Source organism: Pseudomonas sp. XP1, assembly GCF_053557675.1.
Genome location: NZ_JBNRIJ010000007.1, coordinates 96,300 through 122,436, shown reverse-complemented (window position 1 = coordinate 122,436; position 26,137 = coordinate 96,300). Strand labels below are relative to the sequence as shown.

General features: G+C 63.8%; 17 protein-coding genes. 8 read left to right on the top strand and 9 right to left on the bottom strand.

What is annotated here, in order from left to right:
* Positions 1-115 precede the first annotated feature (115 nt).
* The 5 genes from ACK1U9_RS09160 to aceE all read right to left on the bottom strand — a co-directional run bounded on the left by ACK1U9_RS09160 (position 116) and on the right by aceE (position 8,962).
* On the bottom strand, positions 116-739 hold the full coding sequence (locus ACK1U9_RS09160; RefSeq protein ID WP_046614469.1) for a glutathione S-transferase: 624 nt from the start codon (positions 737-739) through the stop codon (positions 116-118).
* A gap of 3 nt (positions 740-742) precedes the next feature.
* The gene (gene msrA / locus ACK1U9_RS09155; RefSeq protein WP_046614468.1) at positions 743-1,411 is read right to left on the bottom strand and encodes a peptide-methionine (S)-S-oxide reductase MsrA; all 669 of its coding nucleotides are present in this window, start codon (positions 1,409-1,411) and stop codon (positions 743-745) included.
* Between the two features lie 168 nt (positions 1,412-1,579).
* Positions 1,580-4,270 carry a putative bifunctional diguanylate cyclase/phosphodiesterase gene (locus ACK1U9_RS09150; protein WP_046614467.1) on the bottom strand — a complete coding sequence of 897 codons (2,691 nt, stop codon included), beginning with the start codon at positions 4,268-4,270 and terminating at the stop codon, positions 1,580-1,582.
* A gap of 389 nt (positions 4,271-4,659) precedes the next feature.
* Entirely contained in the window at positions 4,660-6,303 is a 1,644-nt protein-coding gene (gene aceF, locus ACK1U9_RS09145) for a dihydrolipoyllysine-residue acetyltransferase (protein WP_449109839.1), read from the bottom strand.
* Positions 6,304-6,316: 13 nt separating this feature from the next.
* A complete protein-coding gene (aceE, locus tag ACK1U9_RS09140; RefSeq protein ID WP_046614465.1) occupies positions 6,317-8,962 on the bottom strand; it encodes a pyruvate dehydrogenase (acetyl-transferring), homodimeric type in 2,646 nt (881 codons plus the stop codon).
* 383 nt (positions 8,963-9,345) lie between these two features.
* Between aceE and glnE the strand changes: the two genes are divergently transcribed.
* The 8 genes from glnE (at position 9,346) to ACK1U9_RS09100 (ending at position 19,377) form a co-directional block, all read left to right on the top strand.
* Complete coding sequence (gene glnE, locus ACK1U9_RS09135; protein WP_108481139.1) at positions 9,346-12,279, top strand: bifunctional [glutamate--ammonia ligase]-adenylyl-L-tyrosine phosphorylase/[glutamate--ammonia-ligase] adenylyltransferase; 2,934 nt, start codon at positions 9,346-9,348, stop codon at positions 12,277-12,279.
* A 137-nt stretch (positions 12,280-12,416) separates the two neighbouring features.
* Positions 12,417-13,466: a lipopolysaccharide heptosyltransferase II gene (waaF, locus tag ACK1U9_RS09130; RefSeq protein WP_046614463.1), complete on the top strand. Its 1,050-nt coding sequence runs from the start codon at positions 12,417-12,419 to the stop codon at positions 13,464-13,466.
* The gene (gene waaC, locus ACK1U9_RS09125; protein WP_015268679.1) at positions 13,467-14,525 is read left to right on the top strand and encodes a lipopolysaccharide heptosyltransferase I; all 1,059 of its coding nucleotides are present in this window, start codon (positions 13,467-13,469) and stop codon (positions 14,523-14,525) included. It abuts the gene before it with no gap.
* Positions 14,525-15,649 (top strand): glycosyltransferase family 4 protein, encoded by a 1,125-nt coding sequence (locus ACK1U9_RS09120; protein ID WP_046614462.1) that lies wholly within the window; start codon positions 14,525-14,527, stop codon positions 15,647-15,649. The genes waaC and ACK1U9_RS09120 overlap by 1 nt, the downstream gene beginning before the upstream one ends.
* Positions 15,646-16,452 (top strand): lipopolysaccharide core heptose(I) kinase RfaP, encoded by an 807-nt coding sequence (gene rfaP, locus ACK1U9_RS09115; protein ID WP_085600036.1) that lies wholly within the window; start codon positions 15,646-15,648, stop codon positions 16,450-16,452. The genes ACK1U9_RS09120 and rfaP overlap by 4 nt, the downstream gene beginning before the upstream one ends.
* A complete protein-coding gene (locus ACK1U9_RS09110) occupies positions 16,452-17,186 on the top strand; it encodes a lipopolysaccharide kinase InaA family protein (RefSeq protein ID WP_449109838.1) in 735 nt (244 codons plus the stop codon). The genes rfaP and ACK1U9_RS09110 overlap by 1 nt, the downstream gene beginning before the upstream one ends.
* Entirely contained in the window at positions 17,183-17,935 is a 753-nt protein-coding gene (locus ACK1U9_RS09105; protein ID WP_108481138.1) for a lipopolysaccharide kinase InaA family protein, read from the top strand. Before ACK1U9_RS09110 ends, ACK1U9_RS09105 begins: the two co-directional genes overlap by 4 nt.
* On the top strand, positions 17,935-19,377 hold the full coding sequence (locus ACK1U9_RS09100; protein WP_085600040.1) for a lipopolysaccharide kinase InaA family protein: 1,443 nt from the start codon (positions 17,935-17,937) through the stop codon (positions 19,375-19,377). Before ACK1U9_RS09105 ends, ACK1U9_RS09100 begins: the two co-directional genes overlap by 1 nt.
* Here the strand turns inward: ACK1U9_RS09100 and ACK1U9_RS09095 are convergent.
* From ACK1U9_RS09095 to ACK1U9_RS09080, 4 genes are all read right to left on the bottom strand, one after another.
* Positions 19,338-22,154, bottom strand: coding sequence for a dermonecrotic toxin domain-containing protein (locus ACK1U9_RS09095; RefSeq protein ID WP_085600042.1), 2,817 nt, complete (start codon positions 22,152-22,154; stop codon positions 19,338-19,340). The genes ACK1U9_RS09100 and ACK1U9_RS09095 overlap by 40 nt on opposite strands.
* A gap of 66 nt (positions 22,155-22,220) precedes the next feature.
* Entirely contained in the window at positions 22,221-22,406 is a 186-nt protein-coding gene (locus ACK1U9_RS09090) for a hypothetical protein (RefSeq protein WP_085600044.1), read from the bottom strand.
* Positions 22,403-23,515, bottom strand: a complete 1,113-nt coding sequence (locus tag ACK1U9_RS09085) for a PepSY-associated TM helix domain-containing protein (RefSeq protein WP_108481136.1) — start codon at positions 23,513-23,515, stop codon at positions 22,403-22,405. Before ACK1U9_RS09085 ends, ACK1U9_RS09090 begins: the two co-directional genes overlap by 4 nt.
* 129 nt (positions 23,516-23,644) lie before the next feature.
* Positions 23,645-26,080, bottom strand: a complete 2,436-nt coding sequence (locus ACK1U9_RS09080) for a TonB-dependent siderophore receptor (protein ID WP_196183147.1) — start codon at positions 26,078-26,080, stop codon at positions 23,645-23,647.
* Positions 26,081-26,137 lie beyond the last annotated feature (57 nt).

The window sequence follows — 26,137 nt, the reverse complement described above, 5'->3', positions numbered from 1 at the left end:
CGTGGCGCCCGCAGCACCAAGGGCCATGCCGCCGAAACCCGGGCCCACAGGTACAGCACAGGATTCAAGAGCGTGGAGTACCTGTGGGAGCTGGCTTGCCGGCGATAGCGGCCCGTCAGGCTGTCGGTGCTGTTGCCACCATCGAAGGCCGCTTGGCCACCTCGGCATACCACGCCGCCAAGCCAGGCTGGTGTTCACGCCAGCCAAACTCGGGCTGGCGCAAATCCAGATACCCCAGCGCACAGGCCACGCCGATCGCTGCCAGATCGAACCCGGACATCAACTCGGGCAAATGCTCCTGCTCCAGATTGGCCAGGCTACGGCGGATCTTGTCGCCCTGTGCCTGCAGCCAACCCTCCCAGCGCTTGTCTTCAGGGCGCAGGAAGGTCTCATAGCGGCTCGACACCGCCGCATCCATGATGGCATCGGCCTGCGACACCAGCGTCATGCGCCGCCAACGCGCCGAGCCTTCACGCGGCAGCAGCGGCAGGCCGACGTGCTGCAAGTCGAGGTACTCGCAGATCACCCGGCTGTCATGCAGCACGGTGCCGTCTTCCAGGCGCAGGGCCGGGATCTTGCCGATCGGGTTGTCCTGGTTGAGCTGTAGGTCGCCGCTGACCGGGCTGATATTCACCGGCTGCAGCTGCACGCGCTCAAGCTGGCCGGTCTCGTGCAACACCACCATGACCTTGCGCACGAAAGGCGACAACGGCGAGTGGAACAAAGTCATCGTGCTCATGCTTCAGTTACCCTGCAGGCTCGGTGGCAGGCACACGCCGGTACCGCCGATACCGCAGTAGCCGTCCGGGTTCTTGGCCAGGTACTGCTGGTGGTAGGCCTCGGCGAAGTACACGGTCGGTGCCTGGTCGATTTCAGTGGTGATCTCACCGAAGCCGGCCTTGCTCAGTTCGGCCTGGAAGGCGTCGCGGCTGGCCTTGGCCTGTTCCAGCTGTTCAGGGCTGGTGCAGTAGATGGCCGAGCGGTACTGGGTACCGATGTCGTTGCCCTGGCGCATGCCCTGGGTCGGGTTGTGCAGTTCCCAGAACATCGCCAGCAGCTCGCGGTAACTGACCCTGTCCTTGTCGAACACCACCAGCACCACTTCGGTGTGGCCGGTCAGGCCCGAGCACACTTCTTCATAGGTAGGGTTGGGGGTGAAGCCGCCAGCGTAGCCGACCACTGTGCTGACCACGCCTTCACGCTGCCAGAAGCGGCGCTCGGCGCCCCAGAAGCAACCCAGGCCGAAGATGGCGAAGTCGATGGCGCCTTCGAAGAACGGGCCGAGCAGCGGCGTGTCTTTGAACACGTAGTGGAACTCGGGCAGCTTCATTGGCGTTTCGCGGCCAGGCAGGGCCTGCTCCGCGGTTGGCATGACGTTTTTGTTCACCAGGATTTCCGAACGCAGGACCATGGCGGTTCCTCTGTGTTTATTCAGTTGGATAGGTGGTGGAGCCATCGACGGCAAGCCAGCTCCCACATGGATACCACAGGTTTTGGGATATGAGCGGTCCCTGTGGGAGCTGGCTTGCCGGCGATAGGGCCCTGATGGTTTCTATAGTGCCCGAGGTTTGCGCGGCTGTCAGGCCAGAGGACCGCGCGGGTAACGCTTCAGCCGTTCAGCCAGCTCGCGCCCCGGAATCGGCCGGTCGAACAGGTAGCCCTGGCCCACGTCGCAGCGGTGCCGGCGCAGGAACGCCAGCTGCTCCGGCGTCTCGATACCCTCGGCCACCACCTTCAGCTTGAGGTTGTGAGCCATGGCCACCACCGCCGAGGTGATTTCCATGTCGTCCTGGTTGTCCGGGATCTCGTTGATGAAGCTGCGGTCGATCTTGAGGATGTCGATCGGAAATTTCTTCAGGTAGCTCAGCGACGAATAACCGGTGCCGAAATCGTCCATGGCCAGGGTCAGGCCCAGTGCCTTCAGCTCATCCAGCTGGCGGTGGGTGTCTTCGGTGGCCTCCAGCAGCAGGCCTTCGGTCAGCTCAAGCTCCAGCAGGTGCGGGGGCAGGGCTTCTTCCTCGAGGATGGTGCTGATCGACGCTACCAGGTCCGGGTCGGAGAACTGCTTTGGCGACAGGTTGATGGCCACATGCAGGTTGCCCATGCCGGCCTGGCGCAGTTGCTGGCTCATGCGGCACGATTGGCGCACCACCCATTTGCCGATGGGGATGATCAGGCCGGTTTCTTCCGCCACGCTGATGAACTGGTCCGGGCGGATCATGCCCCGCTCGGGGTGGTTCCAGCGCAGCAGTGCTTCCAGCCCCAGCAGGCGGCCGCTGCGCAGGCACAGCTTGGGCTGGTAGAACACCTCCAGTTCGTTCTGGGTCAGGGCGCGACGCAGGTTGTTCTCGACGAACAGCTTGTAGCTGGCTTCGGCATTGAGCACTTCGGTAAACACCTGCACCTGGTGCTTGCCGTTGGCCTTGGCCTTGTGCAGCGCCAGGCCGGCGTTCTTCATCAGGCTGGCCGGGTCGGCACCATGAAGTGGCGCACAGGCCAGGCCCACCGAGGCGGTGACGTTGATCAACTGGTTGTCGACGAACATCGGCTTGTCGAGGGTGCGCAGCAATTGCTGAGCCACGCCCTGGCCATCTTCCAGGCTGGTGTCGTCGAGCAGTACGGCGAACTCGTTACTGGCAAAGCGCGCCAGGATACCGCCGGCGTGCAGGCTGTTGCGCAGGCGCCGGGCCAGGCTGATCAGCAGCTTGTCGCCGGTCTGGTGGCCGAGGCTGTCGTTGATGCGCTTGAAGTTGTCGATATCCACCAGCAGCAGGCACATCGAGTATTCGCCATCACGGGCAAAGCGCTCGTCCAGGCTGCGGATGAACGCCGGGCGGTTGCCCAGGTTGGTCAGGTTGTCGGTGTAGGCCAGGCGCTCGATGCGCTGCTGGGCCAGCTTGGTCTGGGTGACGTCTTCGTAGATGCCGATGTAGTGAGTCAGCTCACGGTTATCGCCGTATACCTTGGAAATCGACAGCTGGCCCCAGTAGGGCTCGAGGTTCTTGCGCCGGCTCTTGAACTCGCCCTGCCAGCTGTTGCCCATGGCCAGGCTCGACGGCGAGTCGAACAGCAGCTCGCTCAGGTTTTCCAGCGCCGGCAACTCGCCCAGGTGGCGGCCTTGCACTTCCTCGGTGCTGTACTGGGTGATGGCGGTAAAGCTGGGGTTGACGTACTCCACCACACCGTCGCGGTTGACCAGCAGGAAGGCGCTGGCGCTTTGCTCGACCGCACGCTGGAACAGGTGCAGGGCGCTGGCGGCGGTGCGCCGGTTGTGGTTGGTGATGACTTGGGCGAACTGGTCGGCCAGTTCGCCGGCAAAGGCGATTTCGTCCGACTGCCAAGCCCGTGTCTGGCCGGTCTGTTCCAGGCACAGCACGCCGACTACCTGGCCATCGACACGGATACTGGCATCGAGCATGGCCTTGTTTTCCGGGCACATGCTTTGCGCCAGGGCGCGGGTGCGCGGGTCGTGGCCGGCATTGTGGGCGTCGATGGCGCGGCTGGCGTGCAGCGCGTCGAGGTAATCGGGGAAGTGGCTGGCATCGATTGCTTCGGGCTGGCGGTGCTCTTGCGCATCCCGGTACCAGGCGATGATGGGCTCCAGGCGCTGGTCTTCCAGGTGCCAGATGCTGGCGCTGTCCACCTTGTAGATCTCGCAGGCGCTCTGGGTTATCAGCTGGGCGGCTTCCCGCAGCGAGTTCCCGGCGCTGTAGCGCTGGCGGGCCAGGCGCAGAATCAGGTCCTGCTGCCCGCGTACCCGTTCCAGGTGCTCGAGTTGTTCCTGCTGCGCCCGCTGGTTCAGTTGCAGGGCCAATTGCAGGCGGTTGTTGCGCGATTCCAGGTCGCTGGCACCGGCCTCGCCAGTATCTTCGGCCTGGTCGTCGAGCACGCTCAGGTAGCCGCGCAACAGGTGGCGGTTGTGCTGCTTGTAGGCTTCCCCAGCCTCCAGCAGGCGTAGCGATGCAGTTGGCGTGTGCAAGGTGTAGCGCACGCGGTAGTAGCCGCGCTGGGCCAGTTGCAGCTGGATCTCGTCGTGCAGCCGATAGCGGGCTTCGGGTTCCATCAGGCTGGCATAGGGTGCGTCTACCAGAGCGCACAGGTCGCCGGCGTGCAGGCCGAACTGGCGCTCGCAGGCCGGGTCGAGGTAGAGCATGGTCCAGCTGGCTTCGTTGAGCCTTTCGAAACGCAGCATGCCGAGCCGCGAGGGCACGGGTAACTGCGTGACGACCTCGGCCGCCACACGGCTGGCGGCATCGGGTTGGCTTTTCATCGAAGACTCGCTTGAAGAGGGAACGCGGCCTTGGGGGCGGCAGGTCTGGCAAGGTTGCATCATGTCCCGGGGGCTGGCAAGCAGCCATGCGTGATGCTGTGGACGGGTTATCGGCTGGTGGGTGGGAATCTGTAGTCTGGCTGATATTTCCGGGGCCGCTTTGCGGCCTGTGGGAGCGGGTTTATCGAGGCGTCGAACCGCCGCGAACAATCCAACACAGTACATGGCACCGGCTGCGCCGGTGTTCGCGGGTGAACCCGCTCCCACAGAGGTTGCAGCCCTCCCGGAAAATCCGGGCAAAAAAAGCCCCGCCAATCGACGGGGTTGAGGTACGAGCGTGGCAGCTCGAAAAGGGTACTGCCCCTCGCGGGGAGGGGCAGCGGGCTGCCTTACAGCAGCATGGTGCGGATATCGCCCAGCACGTCGCCCAGGCGCTTGGTGAAGCGCGCGGCGGCAGCGCCGTTGATCACACGGTGATCGTAGGACAGCGACAGCGGCAGCATCAGCTTCGGCTGGAAGGCCTTGCCATCCCAGACCGGCTGCATGGTCGCCTTGGAGACGCCCAAAATAGCCACTTCCGGCGCGTTGACGATCGGCGTGAAGCCGGTGCCGCCAATGTGGCCGAGGCTGGAGATGGTGAAGCAGGCGCCTTGCATCTCGTCGGCCGACAGCTTCTTGGTGCGGGCTTTTTCGGCCAGCGCAGCCGCTTCGGCAGCCAGTTGCAGCAGGCTCTTCTGGTCGACGTTCTTGATCACAGGGACCAGCAGGCCGTCCGGGGTGTCCACCGCAAAGCCGATGTGCACGTACTTCTTGCGAATGATGGCCTTGCCGCTTGGCGCCAGCGAGCTGTTGAAGTCCGGCAGTTCCTTGAGCAGGAAGGCGCAGGCCTTGAGCAGTAGTGGCAGCACGGTCAGCTTCACGCCAGCTTTCTCGGCCACGGCCTTCTGCGCAACGCGGAAGGCCTCCAGCTCGGTGATGTCGGCGGAGTCGAACTGCGTCACGTGCGGCACGTTCAGCCAGCTGCGGTGCAGGTTGGCAGCACCGACCTGCATCAGGCGGGTCAGGGCGACTTCTTCCACTTCACCAAACTTGCTGAAGTCCACGGCAGGGATCGGTGGGATGCCTGCGCCACCGGTTGCGCCAGCGGCTGCCGGTGCTTCCTTGGCCTTCTGCATCATCGCCTTGACGTAGACCTGCACGTCTTCTTTCAGGATGCGGCCGTGCGGACCGGTCGCGGCAACCGCGCCCAGGTCGACGCCAAATTCCCGGGCCAGCTGACGAACCGCCGGGCCTGCGTGAACCTTGGCGTTGCTGCCGGCAGCCGGTGCGGTAGCAACCGGTGCAGGGGCAGCAGCCGGGGCTGCAGCGGCAGGTGCGGCGGCCGGAGCCGCCTCAGCCTTGGCCGGGGCAGCAGCCGCGGCAGGTGCAGGAGCTGCAGCCGGGGCAGCGCCCGCGACTTTCAGCTTGAAGATCAGGTCGCCAGTGCCGACTTCGTCTTCCAGCTTGCACAGGACCTCTTCGACCACGCCGGCAGTCGGCGACGGGATTTCCATGGAGGCCTTGTCGGACTCCAGGGTAATCAGCGACTGGTCGGCTTCGACGGTGTCGCCGACCTTGACCAGCACTTCGATGATCTTGGCCTTGCCCGACGAGCCGATGTCCGGCACGTGGATGTCCTGCACGCTGGCGGCAGCCGGGGCTGCTGCCGGAGCAGGGGCCGGGGCGGCTTCGGCGGCCGGAGCCGGCGCAGCAGCCTGGGCCGGGGCTGCGGCCGGGGCCTCAGGGGCCGCAGCAGCGGCGCCCTCGGCTTCCAGAACCAGCAGCTCGTCGCCTTCTTTCAGGCGGTCGCCCAGCTTGACCTTCAGTTCCTTGATGACGCCGGCTTTCGGGGCCGGGATCTCCATGGAGGCCTTGTCGGACTCCAGGGTCAGCAGGCTCTGGTCAGCCTCGATACGATCACCGACCTTGACGAACAGCTCGATGATTTCACCTTCACCGCTGCCGATGTCAGGTACGCGAATGAGTTCGCTCACTTAAAAATACTCCTCAGCAGTCCAGTGGGTTGCGCTTGTCCGGGTCGATACCGAACTTGACGATAGCGTCTGCAACAACCTTTGGTTCGATCTCGCCGCGGTCAGCCAGGGCTTCCAGGGCAGCCAGCACCACGAAGTGGCGGTCGACTTCGAAGAAGTGACGCAGTTTCTTGCGGCTGTCGCTGCGACCGTAACCGTCGGTACCCAGGACCTTGAACTCTTTGCTCGGTACCCACTGGCGAATCTGCTCGGCGAACAGCTTCATGTAGTCGGTGGAGGCGATGACCGGGCCCTTGCGACCGTTCAGGCACTGCTCGACGTAGGTCTGCTGTGGCTTCTGGCCAGGCTTCAGGCGGTTGGCGCGTTCCACGGCCAGGCCGTCGCGACGCAGTTCGTTGAAGCTGGTTACGCTCCACACGTCGGCACCGACGTTGAACTCTTCACGCAGGATCTTCGCTGCTTCGCGGACTTCGCGCAGGATGGTGCCGGAGCCCATCAGCTGTACGTGGTGCGCGGCTTCGCGGGTGTCTTCTTCCAGCAGGTACATGCCCTTGATGATGCCTTCCTCGACACCGGCCGGCATGGCTGGCTGCTGGTAGGATTCGTTCATCACGGTGATGTAGTAGAAGATGTCCTGTTGCTCTTCGGTCATCTTCTTCATGCCGTCCTGGATGATCACCGCCAGCTCGTAGCCGTAGGTCGGATCGTAGGTGCGGCAGTTCGGGATGGTGCCCGCCATCATGTGGCTGTGACCGTCTTCGTGCTGCAGGCCTTCACCGTTCAGGGTGGTACGGCCGGCAGTACCGCCGATCAGGAAGCCACGGGTGCGGCTGTCGCCAGCAGCCCAGGCCAGGTCGCCAATACGCTGGAAGCCGAACATCGAGTAGAAGATGTAGAACGGCAGCATCGGCTGGTTGTGGCAGCTGTACGAGGTACCGGCAGCGATGAACGACGACATGGCGCCGGCTTCGTTGATGCCTTCCTCGAGGATCTGGCCCTTCTTGTCTTCGCGGTAGAACATCACCTGGTCTTTATCGACTGGCTCGTAGAGCTGGCCGACCGACGAGTAGATGCCCAGCTGGCGGAACATGCCTTCCATACCGAAGGTACGAGCTTCGTCCGGGATGATCGGAACGATGCGCTGGCCGATTTCCTTGTCCTTGACCAGCTGCGCCAGAATACGCACGAAGGCCATGGTGGTGGAGATTTCGCGGTCGCCCGAGCCGTCCAGGATCGCTTTCAGCGTTTCCAGTGGCGGGGTCGGTACGCTGAAGCTCTTGGCGCGGCGCTGTGGCACGAAACCGCCCAGGGCAGCACGGCGTTCGGCCAGGTACTTGGCTTCGGCAGAACCTTCTTCCGGCTTGAAGAACGGCAGGTTCTCCAGATCGGCATCCTTGACCGGGATGTCGAAGCGGTCACGGAAGTGACGCAGGCTGTCGACGTCGACCTTCTTGGTGTTGTGCGCGGTGTTCTTGGCTTCGCCGGCACCGGTACCGTAACCCTTGATGGTCTTGGCCAGGATGACGGTAGGCTGGTCCTTGTGGTTGACCGCCTGGTGGTACGCCGCGTAGACCTTGTACGGGTCGTGGCCGCCACGGTTGAGCTTCCAGATCTCTTCGTCGGACAGGTCTTCGACCATGGCCTTGAGCTCTGGGGTGTTGAAGAAGTTCTCACGAACGTACGCGCCGTCTTTGGCTTTGTAGTTCTGGTACTCGCCGTCGATGACTTCGTCCATGCGGCGCTGCAGGGCACCGTTGGTGTCCTTGGCGAACAGTGGGTCCCAGAAACGGCCCCAGACAACCTTGTTGACGTTCCAGCCACCGCCACGGAACACGCCTTCGAGTTCCTGGATGATCTTGCCGTTGCCGCGAACCGGGCCGTCGAGGCGCTGCAGGTTGCAGTTGATGACGAAGATCAGGTTGTCCAGCTTCTCGCGGCCGGCCAGGGCGATTGCACCCAGGGATTCCGGCTCGTCGCACTCGCCGTCGCCCATGAAGCACCAGACCTTCTGCTTGCCGGCCGGGATGAAGCCGCGGGCTTCCAGGTACTTCATGAAGCGTGCCTGGTAGATGGCCTGGATCGGGCCCAGACCCATCGAAACGGTCGGGAACTGCCAGAAGTCAGGCATCAGCCATGGGTGTGGGTACGAAGACAGGCCGTTGCCGTCCACTTCCTGACGGAAGTTGTTCATCTGGTCTTCGCTGATGCGGCCTTCCATGAACGCACGGGCATAGACGCCTGGCGAAGCGTGGCCCTGGAAGAAGATCAGGTCGCCGCCGTGTTCTTCGGTCGGAGCCTGGAAGAAGTAGTTGAAGCCGATGTCGTACAGGGTGGCGCTGGAGGCGAAGCTGGAGATGTGTCCGCCCAGGTCCGAGTCTTTCAGGTTGGTACGCATGACCATGGCCAGGGCGTTCCAACGCACCATCGAGCGAATGCGGCGTTCCATGAACAGGTCGCCAGGCATGCGTGCTTCGTGGGTGACAGGGATGGTGTTGCGGTATGGCGTGGTGATCGCATACGGCAGCTGGGAGCCACTACGGGTGGCCAGCTCGCCCATACGGGTCATCAGGTAATGAGCGCGGTCTTCGCCTTCTTTGTCGAGGACCGACTCCAGGGCATCCAGCCATTCCTGGGTTTCGATTGGATCGAGGTCTTGCATGGCTTGCTCCAGGGCGGAAAGGCAACCAGAATCGATTGCCTGAAGTTGCGACTGGCCTTATGGGCAGACGTCGTGAATTCTTGGATTACCGGGGTGTCCTCCGGCGCCGTGTAGTTTTACTACATTTGCTTTCGCATTTCATGCTTTTACACGACACGAGTAGTAGTAAAACTACATTTGTGCGACGTTTCGTCGCATGCTGGCTTGTGAGGAAAAACGTTCATGTTGGTTGGCATTGTGTCGCGAGCGGGTAATTCTTGATGTTTGGTGCCAATTTTACGTTTTTTTCAGCTATTTCCAACTTTTGTACGACAGTCCAACCGTGGTCCGGCTTCCCCTTGGCCGCTTATTCCCCTCTATTTCACGCCGATCAAGGATAGACCATGCGCCTACCTTTGCCGTCCGATCTGCCCGCTACCCTGCAGCCACTGGTCGCACGCAACCAGCAATTCATCAGCGATGCGGTGGCTCACCACCCGGAACTCGACCTCAGTGCCTGGAGCCCGCTGCACCGGCAACAGTTCGACCAGGTAGCTGCCGCCAGCGACTTCGTGCTCGGCCTGGTCCGGCGCGAGCCGGCCATGCTGTTCGGCCTGCTGGCCAGTGGCGAGCTGGATCGGTGTTACGCCGCGGGTGAACTGCGCGGGCACATCGCTGCAGCTGCTCAGGCGGCGCAGAGCGAGGACGAGCTGGCGCGCAACCTGCGCCGCGAGCGCAACCGCCAACAGCTGCGCATCATCTGGCGCGACATCACGCGCCAGGCCGCATTGGGCGAAACCTGCCGCGATCTGTCCGACCTGGCCGACGCCGCCATCGACGAAGCCTACCAATGGCTGTACCCGCGCCACTGCCAGCAGTTCGGCACGCCTGTCGGCAACCGCAGCGGCCAGCCACAGCACATGGTGGTGCTGGGCATGGGCAAGCTGGGCGCGGTAGAACTGAACCTGTCGTCGGACATCGACCTGATCTTCGCCTTCCCCGAAGGCGGTGAAACCGAAGGTGTGAAGCGCTCGCTGGACAACCAAGAGTTCTTCACCCGCCTGGGCCAGCGCCTGATCAAGGCGCTGGACCCGGTCACCGTCGACGGTTTCGTTTTCCGCGTGGACATGCGCCTGCGCCCGTATGGCTCGGCCGGCGCGCTGGTGCTCAGCTTCAATGCCCTGGAGCAGTACTACCAGGACCAGGGCCGTGACTGGGAACGCTATGCGATGATCAAGGCGCGGGTGGTGGCCGGCGACCAGGCGGCCGGCGCGCAGCTGCAGGAGATGCTGCGGCCGTTCGTGTACCGCCGCTACCTGGACTTTTCCGCGATCGAAGCGCTGCGCACCATGAAGCAGCTGATCCAGCAGGAAGTGCGACGCAAGGGCATGGCCGACAACATCAAACTGGGTGCTGGTGGCATTCGCGAGGTGGAATTCATCGCCCAGGCCTTCCAGCTGATCCACGGCGGGCGCGACCTCAGCCTGCAACAGCGGCCGTTGCTGAAAGTACTGGCCACCCTCGAGGGCCAGGGCTATCTGCCGCCAGCCGTGGTCGCCGAGCTGCGCGAGGGTTATGAGTTCCTGCGCTATACCGAACATGCCATCCAGGCCATTGCCGACCGCCAGACGCAAATGCTGCCGGACAGCGAGACCGACAAGGCGCGGGTGGCCTACATGCTCGGTTACGCCGACTGGCAAAGCTTCCATGACCAGCTGACACACTGGCGTGGCCGCATTGACTGGCACTTCCGCCAGGTGATCGCCGACCCGGATGATGAAGATGGCGAGGGCGAGCTGGTGGTGGGTGGCGAATGGTCGCCGCTTTGGGAGCAGGCACAGGATGAAGATGCCGCTGGCCGTCAGCTGCAGGAGGCCGGTTTCCAACAGCCCGCCGAAGCCCTGCGGCGCCTGGCCGCGCTGCGCTCCAGCCCACAGCTGCGTTCGATGCAGCGGATTGGCCGTGAACGCCTGGATGCCTTTATCCCGCGGTTGCTGGCCCAGGCTGTGGAACATGACAACCCCGACCTGGTGCTCGAGCGCGTGCTGCCGCTGGTCGAGGCCGTGGCACGGCGTTCTGCCTACCTGGTGCTGCTCACCGAAAACCCTGGCGCCTTGCGTCGCCTGCTGACCCTGTGCGCCGCCAGCCCCTGGATTGCCGAGCAGATTGCCCGCTACCCGCTGCTGCTCGACGAACTGCTCAATGAAGGCCGCCTGTTCAGCCCGCCACTGGCGCCGGAGCTGGCCAGCGAACTGCGCGAACGCCTGACGCGCATCCCCGAGGACGATCTGGAACAGCAAATGGAGGCGCTGCGCCACTTCAAGCTGGCCCACAGCCTGCGTGTGGCCGCCTCGGAAATCAGCGGCAACCTGCCGCTGATGAAAGTCAGCGACTACCTGACCTGGCTGGCCGAGGCCATCCTCGACCAGGTGCTGGCCCTGGCCTGGCGCCAGACCGTGGCCCGCCATGGCCAGCCCAAGCGCACCGACGGCAGCCTGTGCGACCCGGGTTTCATCATCATCGGCTACGGCAAGGTAGGAGGCCTGGAGCTGGGTCACGGCTCGGACCTGGACCTGGTATTCATCCATGACGGCGACCCGCAGGCGGAAACCGACGGTGCCAAGCCGATCGACAGTGCGCAGTTCTTCACCCGCCTGGGCCAGCGCATCATTCATCTGCTGACCACCCAGACCAACTCGGGCCAGCTGTATGACGTGGACATGCGCCTGCGCCCGTCGGGTGCCTCGGGGCTGCTGGTGAGTTCGCTGGGAGCGTTCGAGCGCTACCAGCAGAACGAGGCCTGGACCTGGGAGCATCAGGCCCTGGTGCGGGCCCGGGTGCTGGTGGGCTGCAAGCAGGTGGGCACGGCGTTCGAAGGCGTGCGCGCCAAGGTGCTGGGCAAGGCCCGCGACCTGGAAAAACTGCGCAGCGAAGTGAGCGAAATGCGCGCCAAGATGCGCGACAACCTCGGCACCAAGGCCACCGCAGCCGGTACCGCGGCCAACGCCTTCGAGGCCGGCGTGCCGTTCGATATCAAGCAGGATGCCGGCGGTATCGTCGATATCGAATTTATGGTGCAATACGCCGCTTTGGCCTGGTCCCACGACCACCCGGCCATACTCCGATGGACCGATAACATCCGCATTCTGGAAGAGCTGGAGCAGGCGGGTTTGATGCCGGCCAGTGACGCGGTGCTGTTGCGTGAAGTGTACAAGGCTTTCCGCTCGGCCTCGCACCGCCAGGCCCTGCAGAAGCAGGCCGGGGTGATCGATGCGGCGCAGTTTGCCGATGAGCGCCGCGAAGTGCGGCGGATCTGGGGTGAATTGGGCCTTGCCTGAAGGCCGCTCCCACAGGGGCTGCAATCAGCGACGGATATGCCTGAGTGGTACACTGTCCGCCACATAGCCTGAATATAAAGAGGGGAGGCCAGGCTGTACCGCAGCCTGTAGCCTCCCCGAGCGTTTCTGGACTAAGCATGAGAATACTGATCATTGGCCCCAGCTGGGTCGGCGACATGGTGATGGCGCAGACCCTGTTCCAGAGCCTGAAACAGCAGCACCCCGACTGCGTGATCGATGTGCTGGCCCCCGAGTGGAGCCGGCCGATCCTCGAGCGCATGCCCGAGGTCCGTCAGGCCCTGAGCTTCCCGCTCGGCCACGGTGCACTGGAACTGGCCACGCGGCGACGCATCGGCAAGTCCCTGGCCGGCCAGTACGACCAGGCCATCCTGCTACCCAACTCGCTCAAGTCGGCGCTGGTGCCATTCTTTGCCGGTATCCCCAAGCGCACCGGCTGGCGTGGCGAAATGCGCTTCGGCCTGCTCAACGACGTGCGCAAGCTGGACAAGGCCCGCTACCCGCTGATGATCGAGCGCTTCATGGCCCTGGCCTACGCGCCCGGCGCCGAGCTGCCGCAGCCGTACCCGCGCCCCAGCCTGCAGATCGAAGCGCAAAGCCGCGATACGGCGCTGGCCAAGTTCGGCCTGGAGCTGGACCGCCCGGTGTTGGCGCTGTGCCCTGGTGCCGAGTTCGGCGAGGCCAAGCGCTGGCCGGCCGAGCACTACGCCACCGTGGCCGATGCGATGATCCGCCAGGGCTGGCAGGTGTGGCTGTTCGGCTCGAAGAACGATCACCCGGTCGGTGAGCAGATCCGCGACCGGCTGATCCCGGGCCTGCGTGAAGAATCGTCCAACCTGGCCGGCGAAACCTCGCTTGCCGAGGCCATCGACCTGATGTCCTGCGCCCATGCCGTGGTGTCCAACGACTCGGGCCTGATGCATGTGGCCGCCGCGCTGAACCGCCCGCTGGTGGCGGTGTACGGCTCGACCTCGCCGGGCTTCACCCCGCCGCTGGCCGAGCACGTGGAAGTGGTGCGCACCGGCATCGAGTGCAGCCCGTGCTTCGACCGCACCTGCCGCTTCGGCCACTACAACTGCCTGCGCCTGCTCGAACCGGGCAAAGTCATTGCTGCCCTGCACAGCCTGACCGGGCCGGACCTGATCGATACCGTGGCCGAGGTCGACTAAGTGCGGGTACTGATCATCAAGACTTCGTCGCTGGGTGATGTGATCCACACCTTGCCGGCGCTTACCGATGCCGCCCACGCCATCCCGGGCATCCGCTTCGACTGGGTGGTGGAAGAAGGCTTCGCCGAAATCCCCAGCTGGCACCCGGCGGTCGACCAGGTGATCCCGGTGGCCATTCGCCGCTGGCGCAAGAACCTCTGGCAAACCATCAAGAGCGGCGAGTGGAAGGCGTTCAAGCAACGTGTACGCGAGCGCAAGTACGACCTGGTGATCGACGCCCAGGGCCTGGTCAAGTCGGCCTGGCTGACCCGCTACGTGAAGGCTCCGGTGGCCGGCCTGGACCGCTACTCGGCCCGCGAAGGCTGGGCCAGCCGCTTCTATGACCGGCGCCTGTCGGTTGCCACCGGCCAGCACGCGGTGGAGCGGGTGCGCCAGCTGTTCGCAATGGCCCTGGCCTACGACCTGCCGGAAGGCATCGGCAACTACGGCCTCGACCTCGAGCGCCTGCAACTGCCGCCGGCCGCCCCCTATGTGGTGTTCCTGCATGGCACCACCTGGGCGACCAAGCACTGGCCCGAAGCCTACTGGCGCGAACTGGCCGAGCGCATGGGCCGGCGCAAGCTGGAGGTGCGCCTGCCGTGGGGCAACCCGGCCGAGAAGGCGCGGGCCGAGCGCATCGCCCAGGGCTTGAACAACTGCCAGGTACTCCCCAAATTGAACCTTGCCGGCGTCGCACGCGTGTTGGCGGCGGCAAAAGCCTGTGTGGCGGTCGATACGGGCCTCGGTCACCTGGCGGCGGCACTCGATGTGCCCACCATTTCGCTGTTCGGCCCGACCAACCCGGGCCTGACCGGCGCCTACGGACGGACCCAGATTCACCAGGCCAGTGACTGGCCCTGCGCGCCCTGCCTGCAGAAGAAGTGCACCTATAAACCGAGCGCCGACGACCTGCGCCGGTTCGATCTGAAACGCGAGTGGCCGCTGTGCTTCACTCGCCTGAATCCCGAGCATGTAGCGAGCCGCTTGAGCGCGTTGCTGCTGGCTGAGGATGTCCGTTGATGCAACTGGCTTTCGTGCTTTACAAATATTTCCCCTTCGGTGGGCTGCAGCGTGACTTCATGCGCATTGCCCTGGAATGCCAGAAGCGGGGCCATCAGATCCGTGTGTACACGCTGATCTGGGAGGGTGACATTCCGCCGGGCTTCGAAGTGCTGGTGGCGCCGGTGAAGGCGATTTTCAACCATCGCCGCAATGAAAAGCTCAGCGCCTGGATGGCCGCCGACCTGGCCAGGCGCCCGGTCGACCGCCTGATCGGCTTCAACAAGATGCCAGGGCTGGACGTGTACTACGCCGCCGACGGCTGCTTCGAGGACAAGGCACAAACCCTGCGCGGCGGCCTGTACCGCCGCTGGGGCCGCTACCGGCACTTTGCCGAGTACGAACGAGCGGTGTTCGCCAAGGACGCCCATACCGAAGTGCTGATGATTTCCGAAGTGCAGCAGCCGCTGTTCATCAAGCACTACGGTACCCCGGTGGAGCGGTTCCACCTGCTGCCGCCGGGCATTTCCCAGGACCGCCGCGCGCCGGCCAACGCCGACGAGATCCGCGCAGAGTTCCGCAAGGAATTCAACCTGGGCGATGACGACCTGCTGCTGGTGCAGATTGGCTCGGGCTTCAAGACCAAGGGCGTTGACCGCAGCCTCAAGGCCCTGGCTGCACTGCCGTCGGCCCTGCGCAAGCGCACCAGGCTGATGGTGATCGGCCAGGATGACCCCAAGGTGTTCCAGCTGCAAAGCGCTACCCTGGGCCTGGGCGAGCAGGTGCAGTTCCTCAAGGGCCGCAGCGACATCCCGCGTTTCCTGCTGGGCGCCGACCTGCTGATCCACCCGGCGTACAACGAGAACACTGGCACGGTGCTGCTCGAAGCGCTGGTGGCCGGCCTGCCGGTGCTGGTCTCCAAGGTGTGCGGCTACGCCCACTACATTGCCGAGGCCGACAGCGGCCTGGTGCTGGATGAGCCATTCGAGCAGGAACAGCTCAATGGCTACCTGCAGCGCATGCTGGAAGACCAACAGGCCCGCGCCAGCTGGTCGCGCAACGGCCTGGCGTTTGCTGAAACCGCCGATTTGTACAGCATGCCGCAGCATGCCGCCGATGTGATCCTGGGGCAGGAGTCCGCATGAAGCTGATACTGGCCGAACCGTTCAAGCGTCTTTGGGCCGGGCGTGATGCCTTCGATGCCGTGGAGGCGCTGCAAGGCGAGGTCTATCGCGAACTGGAAGGGCGCCGCACGCTGCGCACCGAGGTCGCTGGCGAGGGCTTCTTCGTGAAGATCCACCGCGGCATTGGCTGGGGCGAGATCTTCAAGAACCTGCTTACCGCCAAGCTACCGGTGCTCGGTGCCGGCCAGGAATGGCAGGCCATCCAGCGACTGCACCAGGTTGGCGTGCCGACCATGACTGCCGTCGCCTATGGCGAGCGTGGCAGCAACCCGGCCGCGCAGCACTCGTTCATCATCACCGAAGAACTGGCGCCGACCATCAGCCTGGAAGACTTCAGCATCGACTGGGTCAGGCAGCCGCCCGAGCCGCGCTTGAAACGCGCGCTGATCGCCGAAGTGGCGAAGATGACCGGCGGCATGCACCGCGCGGGGGTCAACCACCGCGACTGTTACATCTGCCACTTCCTGCTGCACACCGACCGCCCGGTGACGGCGGACGACTTCAAACTGTCGGTGATCGACCTGCACCGAGCGCAGACCCGGGCGAAAATCAGCCGTCGCTGGCGCGACAAGGACCTGGCCGCGCTGTACTTCTCGGCGCTGGACATCGGCCTGACCCAGCGCGACAAGCTGCGCTTTCTGCGTGGTTACTTCCAACGCCCGCTGCGGCAGATCCTGAAGGATGAAGCCGCGCTGCTCGCGTGGCTGGAGCGCAAGGCGCAGAAACTCTACGACCGTAAGCAACGTTATGGGGATGCACTCTGATGGCGGGGTGGACACTGGCGCCGGGCTACGAACACCTGGCGGCGGACTTCGGCAGCCTCGATGCGGTATTTGCCCTGCAAGGCGAGCGCCTGACCCGCGACCCGCTCAGCGAGGTGGTACGTATCACTCGTGACGGGGTCAATTACTACATCAAGCGTTACACCGGTGCTGGCAAGCACATGCGCCGTTACCTGGGCCGGCCGCGGATCAAAGCCGAATGGCAGAACCTCAAGCAGTTCGACAAGTGGGGCATCCCCACTGCCGAAGTAGTGGCCTGGGGCCTGGAGCGCCATGGTCTGGCCTTTGCCCGGGGGGCCATGATCACCCGCGAACTGCCGCGCACAGAAGACCTGTCGGCGCTGGCCGAGCGCAACGATGCCCGCCTGGCCGATCGCGCCTGGGTCAGGCATGTCAGCAGCCAGCTGGCGCGCCACACCCGGGTCATGCACCAGCACCACTTCGCCCACAACGACCTGAAATGGCGCAACCTGCTGGTCGACGACCAGGGCACGCTATTCTTCATCGACTGCCCCACCGGCGATTTCTGGCGCGGCTTCATGTGGCGGCACCGGATGATCAAGGACCTGGCGTGCCTGGACAAAGTGGCCAAATACCACCTGTCGGCAACCCAGCGCCTGCGTTTCTACCTGCAATACCGTGGCCGCGACCGGCTGAATGTGCGTGACAAGAAGCGCATTCGCCAGGTGGTGAGCTTTTTCGAGGGAAGGGAATGACCGATTACCTGGCCAGCGCGGACCTCGCGCTGCTCAAACGCCATGGCCTGGACGACTTCGAGGCGCTGTGGGCACTGCAGCTGGATGCCGTGGACGAACCGAACACCGGCCGCGGTGGCTGGAGCAGCGTGTTCCGCCTGGAGCTCGAAGGCAAGGGCTACTATCTCAAGCGCCAGAGCGATTACCTGACCCGTACCCTGCACCGGCCATTTGGCGAGCCAACCTTCGCCCGCGAGTTCCGCAACATCAGCCGTTACCAGAAGCTGCAGATTCCGGCCTTGCAGGCGGTGTTCTATGGCGAGCGAAAGAAAGGCGGCACGCATCGGGCGATCCTGATGACTCGCGCCCTGGACGAATGGGCCGACCTCGACAGCCTGCTGGCACGCTGGCCACAACTGAGCGATGCTGAACGCAATGGCGTCCTGCAGGCCTGTGGCCAGCTGGCGCGCACCCTGCACAGCGCCGGCCAGGTGCATGGTTGTTTCTACCCCAAGCACATCTTCCTGCGCCAGCGCCGCGAAGGCTGGGACGCGCAACTGATCGACCTGGAGAAGACCCGCCCCCTGCTGTTCGGCATGCGTGACCGTCTCAAGGACCTGGAGCCGCTGCTGCGTCGTGCCCCGGTCTGGAGCGAGCGTGATGTACGTACCTTGCTGGCCAGCTACCTGGTGCAGCCTGCCGATGGCACGCTGGTCGATACATGGCTGCAACGCCTGACGCAACGCCGTCGTGAAAAAGAGGCCCGCTGATGCGTTTGTCTGAATTGAAAGAGGCCGGGCGCAACCCCTCATTGCCCCTGAGCATCACCCTGGCCGATGCCGCCGGCACGGCTGACCTGCAATTACTCAGCCTGCTGCGCGTGCTGCCGGGCCAGCGCTATGTGGGCGCCGGCGTGTGGCGCGGTACCCCGGTGCTGGCCAAGCTGCTGGTCGGTGGTAACGCTGCGCGGCATTTCCAGCGCGAACTGCAAGGCGTGAAGCTGCTGGCCGAGCAGGGCCTGACCACGCCGAAGCTGCTGGCCGACGGCCTCAAGGAAGGCGAGGGTGGTTGGCTGCTGTTCGAATTCCTCGACAGCGCCGAAAGCCTGGCCGATGCCTGGGCGGCAGTGGAAAGCTTGCCGGTGCTGGCCGACGAGCAGCACCTGGTGCTGGGCGAGGCGCTCACCGCAGTGGCGCACATGCACGCCCGGGGCCTGTGGCAGGAAGACCTGCACCTGGACAACCTGCTGCGCCACGGCGGCAAGCTGTACCTGATCGATGGCGCCGGCATCAAGGCCGAAACGCCTGGCCAGCAGCTGTCGCGCCCACGTGTGCTGGAAAACCTTGGGGTGTTCTTCGCCCAGCTACCCAAGCGTCTGGAGCCGTTCATCGAAGAACTGCTGGTGCACTACCTGCTGGCCAACGCCGAGCATGCACTGCCGATGGAAGCCTTGCAGAAGCAGGTGGACAAGGTGCGCAGCTGGCGCCAGAAGGATTACCTGGAAAAGGCTGGCCGTGAATGCAGCCTGTTCAGTGTCGAGCGCAGCCTTTCGGGTCTGCGGGCGGTCCGCCGCGACGAGGTCGAAGCCATGCTGCCGGTGCTGGAGCAGGCTGACGCGTTGATCGACCAAGGCCACCTGTACAAGACCGGTGGTGCGGCCAGTGTGGCGCGCATCGAGGTTGGCGGCCGCACGCTGGTGCTCAAACGCTACAACATCAAGAACACCGCGCACTGGTTCAAGCGCTTCTGGCGCCCGAGCCGGGCCTGGCATTCCTGGATCGAAGGCCACCGCCTTGAATTCCTCGACATTGCCACGCCGCGTCCACTCGCGGTGCTGGAGCAGCGAGTGATGGGGCTGCGAAGCCGTGCCTACCTGGTCACCGAGTATGTCGATGGCCCGGACCTGGCCGAATGCTTCGCGCCCTACGTGGATAACGGCGATGCGCCCGAGGAGCAGGTGGATGCCTTGGTGCATGTGATGCAGCAACTGATTCGCGAGCGTATCAGCCACGGCGACTTCAAGGGCCACAACCTGTTCTGGCACAACGGCCAGTGGTCGTTGATCGACCTGGACGCCATGTGCCAACACGCCACTCAGCTCAGCTTCGCCCCCGCCTACGCCCGTGATCGGGCGCGGCTGCTGCGCAACTGGCCGAGTGGCAGTGCGTTGCATCAGCGGCTTGACCGGCTGCTGCCCAAGCTGGCCGAGTAAACCGCCGGCAGTGCCAGCCAGTCGCTGCTGCGGCCTGGCTGGCGCACTCGGATGCGCCACTGGCCTTCCAGCTGGCGTAGCACGGCCCAGGCGTGGACTGCACCCAGGGCCTTCTCGGGCAGTTGCAAATGGTAATGATCGGCAAGCAGGTGCCGACGGACCGGCAACTGATGGGTGCCTAACTGCAGATAGAGTTGCCCCCCGGCATCGTACAGGTTGGTCTCACCTGCCACCGCTTCGCCCTCAACCGCAGGTTGAAGGCGTACGTCTTCCAACAGCTGGGCTACGTCAGGTAACCCGTCATGCCATAGCACGATGGAATCGACTACCCAGTTGCCATTGCGCAGACGCTTGATAGGCAACTGTACATAAGCGTCCGGTTGCCTGGGGTCGAGCACACGCCAGCGATGGCCGTCGAAGTGGACGTTGTACATACGCCCCTGGCTGTCCTTCACGAAGTATCGAACCGGGCCAAGCGTATTGATCTGCTCGTACACTTCCTCGCCGTGGACCCCGTCGATCCGGTAGCGCAGTTTGCTCACGTCCACGGCCGCTTCGTGGGTTGTCGGCAGGGGCCGCGGGGGTTGAGGTGGCAGGCCGCGCATCGCCCTGCGCATGAGGGGTGAGCTAGCGAAACTGGTCAGCCCATCGGTAGCATGGCTGAAGGCAGCTATGGCGTGATGAAGCATCGCCTCGTGGTCTTGCTTGTTCATCGCCTCGAAACCGTCCCAGACCGAGATCGACATTCGCCCGAAGGCCAAGGACGAGAGGGCCGGAGCTGGCAGCACCAGGCTGATCATGTCGAGGGTCAGGTGCAGTGTTGCCAGCCCGATTTCGCCAAGCAGTTCGCTGTGGCTGCGACTGTTGGCATCGGCTTCGGCGATCATGGCCTGGACTTGCGCTCGGTAAAGGGCTTCGAACAGGTTCCCTTCGATCTTTGGCCATTGCACGTGCGGCCCCAGGCGCCCCTTGCGTATCAACCGGTCAAGCCGCATGCCATCGGCCAATGGTGCCCGCTGAACCAGGTAACGGCGCAGGGCGGGGGTGCGGCGTAACATTTTCAGCAGGGCGCGGGTGTTCGGGTATTCACGCCAGGCGCGCCGGTCGGGAGCGTCTGGTGTGTACAACACAAGAGGTTGAATAGCCTCATTCTGGGCTTTGATCAGCAGTACCCCTTGCAGCGTATGCCCGTCCGCGGTCAATTGATGAACCATGACGCGTTGCTCGTCGATGGCGGGTCGCCAGCGATTGTCGGAGTGGTTGATAACTGCCTTGATCCATCGATAACCGCGTTCTTGGGTACCCTCGAGTAAATGCCTGGCGTAACGGGCCTTGGCCGCTTCGGCGTGCATGCGTGTGCGGGTTATGTTGCCGTGGGCCTGCATGCGCCAACGCGCAGCGGAGGATTCAAGCAGGTGGGTGCGCAGAAAGCTGATGTAGCCACTGCCGGCGTCGAGTTTGCGTACAAGGCGCTTCGCCCCCTCGGGGGATAGCGAGTCGAGTGGGCTGCCATCCTCGTGGTGGACTCGAGCAGTCAGCCAGTAGTCGAGGTCGAACCAGGCAATATTGAGCAACGCCAGTTCGTCGAGGCGGTAGGTGATGGGGACCAGTTCGACGGTATCACCCACATGTCGACGATTGACAACCGCAACATACCCGGAAGGTGCCAGTGGGTTCACCAACGGGCCCTTGCGGCGTGCCAGGGTGACGGATACGCAGATTTTCTCGGCGGGCAACTCGATGGCGAACTCACGGCGTAGCGCCTCGCCCAGGCGTTCACGTACCCATGCGAGCAGGTGGTGGCGAGTACGGAATTGCTCCAGCGTGAGCAAGCCAGGCGCAGCTGCCTGGGCGATGGCCCCGGCGAGCTCCTGGATCGTTTGCATGATGTGCGTCAGGCTTTGCGTGGAACTCTCACGCAGCCATGCGGGCAGGTGTTTTTCCAGCAGCAGTGCATAACGGGTGGACAGCGCATATTGGCTGCCCATGAGGTCGATCAGTGACTGCTGTTTGGCTATGGCGGTTTTCAGTGCCGGCAGATCCGGGGTCTGGCCAAGCGTCCAGGCGGCGTGCCAGGCGATGGTAAGCCGTTGATGCTGGGCGTCGAGCACATCAGTTACCTGTTGTTCGACCAGATCGCCGGTAAACCACTCGTAGCGCAGCCGGTCGGCACACCTTACCAGCTGCTGGTCCTCCAGGCGGGGTAGCAGTTGCAACAGTGGGCGGCTTTGCAGCGGGTCGTCCAGGCGCTCACATAGTTCGGTATGTAATTCGGCCAGATTGGCGAACCCTTCGACGCCGTGGGAAACGCTGCACAACAGTGCTATGCCGGAGGCTGTAACCGGCTCGGCGTCCACCCCTTGCGGCGCGTCTGCCACAAGCACCAGCACGCCGGGTAACGGCAACCGGCCATGAGGGCTCGAACGGTTGAAAACCGGACGATAAACCTGGGCCCGGTGGGTGTCTGGCAAGTGGTTGCGCTGCCAGGGTAACGGCAGCTCCAGAGAGGTGCGCAGCAGGCTGATGTGGCTGTAGTCCAGGGTCTGGTCGGCGAGGCGCAGTTCCAGTTCGGCCAGAAGTTGTTCATGACGCAGTTGGCGCAGCTGCTTGAACCGGCTCTGGCCTTCTTCGACAGGGTCGTTCCAGAACGCTGCCAGGTCACCAAAAAAGCGTTGACGCATGGCGGCCGGTTCCGTTTCGCCTACCAGTTCGGGTTTGCCTCGCTCAAGGGCGATGAGCTGTTGATCTAGCGCTTCGAGGCGCTGCAAAGGTGTCATGGTGTGGCTCCTTGGAAGATGGCAGCCAACCATGTCGCGGCAAAAGAGGGTACAGGTATTACCCGGTTACTGCCGTGAACGAGGGTAGAAACCTTGCAGGCCGAGGGCAGCCGATACCCCTAGGCCGAGCCAGGCCAGGCTGTCCCAGACCCCGTCCCCCAGCAAGGCGGCAAACAGCCCCACGGTAGTAAGCAGGGCCATGACCGTTGGCCAGATGAAGATGCGCCAGGTCGGCTGTGACTTGTGACTCATGGCCGCGCCTCCCGCTTCGTGCGCTGTTTGCCCCACCACAGGTATAACCCGCTGCCGAGCACGATGATGGTCAGCACATCGAGGATCGCCCACAGAATCTGCATAGGCCGACCACCGTAGTCACCGAAGTGCAGCGGTTGCGACAGGCCCATGGCATCCATGTACCACGGGCGTTCGCCCACTGCGGTCACCGCCAGCGTTTGCGCATCGATCAGCACAGGCGTGAGCAGGTGCGAGGTCAGGTGCGTGCCGCCCTTCATGAACACCGCATAGTGGTGCTCACTGGAAAAGCGTGTGCCGGGGAAGGCGATGAAGTCCGGGCGCATGCCGGGGGCGGCTTGTTCGGCGATGGTCAGCAGGCGGGTGGCCGGGGCGCGTTCGGTGAGCGGTGGGGCATCACGGTATGGGGCAACCATGGCGGCCAGGCTGTCGTTGCGCCAGGCGGCGATAACCAGGTCCGACAGCGCGCTGATCACGCCAGTCACGCCTACCGTCAGAGCCCAGGCCAATGTGACCACACCGATCAGGTTGTGCAGGTCGAGCCAGCGCAGGCGTCGGGATTTGCCGTGGCGCACCGTGCCGAAGTCCAGGCGGCGCATGAACGGTGCATAGAGCACGGTGCCGGAGATGATCGCCACGACGAACAGCACGCCCATGAAGGCCAGTAGCAGCTTGCCGGGCAGGCCGGCGAACATGTCCACGTGCAGGCGCAGCATGGTCATCATGAAGCCGCCGTTGGCGGCCGGCATGGCCACGGCTTCGCCGGTGCGGGCGTCGAGCATGAAGGTGTGCGACGAATTGGGTTCGGTGCCGGCAGTGGCGGCGGTTATGGCCACTACGCCGTTGGCTTCGTCCTCGTCGTAACCGAAGTACTGCATGACCTCGCCGGGCCGGTGCTGCTCGGCCTTGATCACCAACTGCTGCAGGTCGAGGTGTGGCGTATCGGCCGGCATTTCCCGCAGTTCGGGGGCATCGCCGAGCAGGTGTTCGAGTTCGTGGTGGAAGATCAGCGGCAGGCCGGTGACTGCCAGCAACAGCAGGAACAGGGTGCAGACCAGGCTGCTCCAGGTGTGGATCACCGACCAGCGGCGGATGGTTGGGCTTTTCATCACGGTACCGAATTTTGCCTGTTGGAAGCTGGGGCTGCTGCGCAGCCCTTTCGCCGCGCAAGGCTGCTCCTACAGGGACCGTGCTGGCCGTTGTAGGAGCAGCCTTGTGCTGCGAATGGCCCGGCTTACTCAGAACTTGTAATTGACACTGGCCACCACGTTGCGCTCGTCGCCGTAGTAGCAGTAGTACCCGTCACAGGTAGACAAGTAGTCCTTGTTGAACAGGTTCTTCGCATCCACGGCTACGGTCACTCCGTTGAGGGTGCTGTTCAGGCGGCCCAGGTCGTAGTGCACCGATGCGTCGTAGACGGTGTAGGACCCCACATGGCCCCAATCGGTGTTGGTGGTATTACCGTAGGTGTCGCCCACGTAGCGCACGCCAACGCCGACCCCAAACCCATCCAGTGGTCCGCTGTGCCAGGTGTAGTCAGCCCAGGCAGTGGCCTGGTTGCGCGGCACCTGCGCCATGCGCTTGCCTTTCTCGTCACTGGTGCCTTTGATGATTTCGCTGTCGTTGTAGGTGTACGAGCCCACCAGTTTGAGGTTCTCGGTCACATCCGAAGTAGCCTCCAACTCCAGGCCTTTGACACGCACTTCGCCAACCTGACGTGTCACACCACCCTCGGTTACCGACATGTTCTCCTGCGTCAGGTCGAACACAGCAGCGGTGAACAGGCTATTGCTGCCTGGAGGCTGGTATTTGATGCCCAGTTCGTATTGCTTGCCTTCGGTCGGTTTGAAGGCATCGGTGCTGTTGACGGTGGAGCCGGTGGCAGCCTGGAACGACTCGGCATAGGAGATGTAAGGCGTCAGGCCGTTATCGAATACATAGCTGAGTGCTGCGTTACCACTGAACTTCTTGTCGCGCTGAGTATTGGTGGCGTCGCCTTGGTTGTGAAAGGTGGTGCCGGTGTGCACCCAGTCCTCACGACCACCGAGGGTCAGGCGCCAGTTGTCCAGGGCCATCTGGTCCTGGATATACAGGCCGGTCTGCTGGGTTTTCTGGTCGTAGTCGTACATGTCGAAGTACTGAACGTTCGAAAAATCCTGACCGTAGATTGGGTTGTGGATATTGCTTGGTGGCACACCAGCCGAGCCCCAGCGCCAGCGGGCGTTGCTGTCCGAGCGCTGGTGGTCTAGCCCAAGCAGCAGGGTATGGGCAACCTGGCCGGTCTGGAAGTCGGCCTGGAAGTTGTTGTCCAGGGCGAACTGGGAGATGTCCTCCTCGACGATACCGGCGGTGCGTTGCACGGTGCCATCGGCGCTTACAGCTTCGTCCGGGCCGGCTGGCCAGATCGAACCACCGGCGGTAATGCTCTTGAAGTCCAGTTCGTTACGCGCGTAGCGCAAGTTCTGACGGAACTGCCAGGTGTCGCTCAGGCGTGTTTCGAACGCATAACCCAGGTGGTAGTAGGTTCGGTCGTAGGACTCCCAATCCGGGTCGCCCAGGTTCTTGTGGTGCGAAATCTTGCCTGCGGGGCTATCCAGCTTGGTGCCCTGCAGGGGCAGGAACTGGCCGGTGATGCCGGTATCATCGCGGGTATATTGGCTGATGAAAGTCAGCTTGGTGTCGTCGTTGATGTTCCAGGTCAGGCTGGGCGCGATGTTGTAGCGCTTGTCCGGGATGTGGTCGACTGGCGAACCGCTGTCACGCACGGTGCCGCTCACTCGGTACAGGAACTGGCCTGCATCGTCGAGCTTGCCGGTGCTGTCGAAGTTGATCTGCTTGTGGTTGTTGCTGCCAACCTGGGCTTCGATTTCGTGGCTGCTTTCCAATTGCGGCCGACGGCTGGTCATGTCCAGCAGGCCGCCTGGTGGGGTCTGGCCGTAGACCGAAGAGGCCGGGCCGCGCAGCACGGCGATGCGCTCCAGGTTCCAGGGTTCGATCTTGGGGGTGGCGTAGTTGCCCTTGGGCAATGGCAAGCCATCGAGGAACTGGGTAGGTACAAAGCCACGTACCAGCAACCAGTCGCTGCGCGAGTCGGACCCATAGCCGCTGCTCTGCACGCCAGCGGTGTAGCGAAGGGCATCGTTCAGGTTGAGCACCGGCCGGTCTTCCATCTGCTTACGGGTGATCACGCTCACCGAGCGGGGCAGTTCAGCGATGGCTGTGTCGGTCTTGGTGCCTGCTGCTGTCCGAGTAGCGGTGTAACCCTCTACCGGCCCCCAGGCGCTTTCATAGTTGGAAGTCGCATTGATCGCAGTCTCCGGCAACGCCAGTGTCCCTTCCGGCGTAGCCACCAGGCTGTAGCTGCCCACGCTGCTTTGCTGCAACTGCAGGCCGGTGCCGCGCAGGGCGGCCTGCAGGGCACCGAGGCCATCATACTGCCCGCTCACCGGGGCCGAGGTGCGGCCGCTGACCAGTGCCGGGTCGATGGCCAGGGTGATGCCGGACTGGCTGGCGATCTGGTTGAGGGTGGTGGCCAGCGGGGCGCTGGGCAGGTCGTAGGCGCGCTGAGCGGATTGCTCGGCGGCGAACAGGGCAGGGCTGGCCAATGGCGCGGCCACGGCGATGGCCAGGGCCATCAGGCTGGGGCGCAGGATACGATCAACAGCACGGGACATGCAGCGGCTCCTCGACGGATAAGTGCTTACTGCTTCCTTGCCGAGCGAGATTTCAAA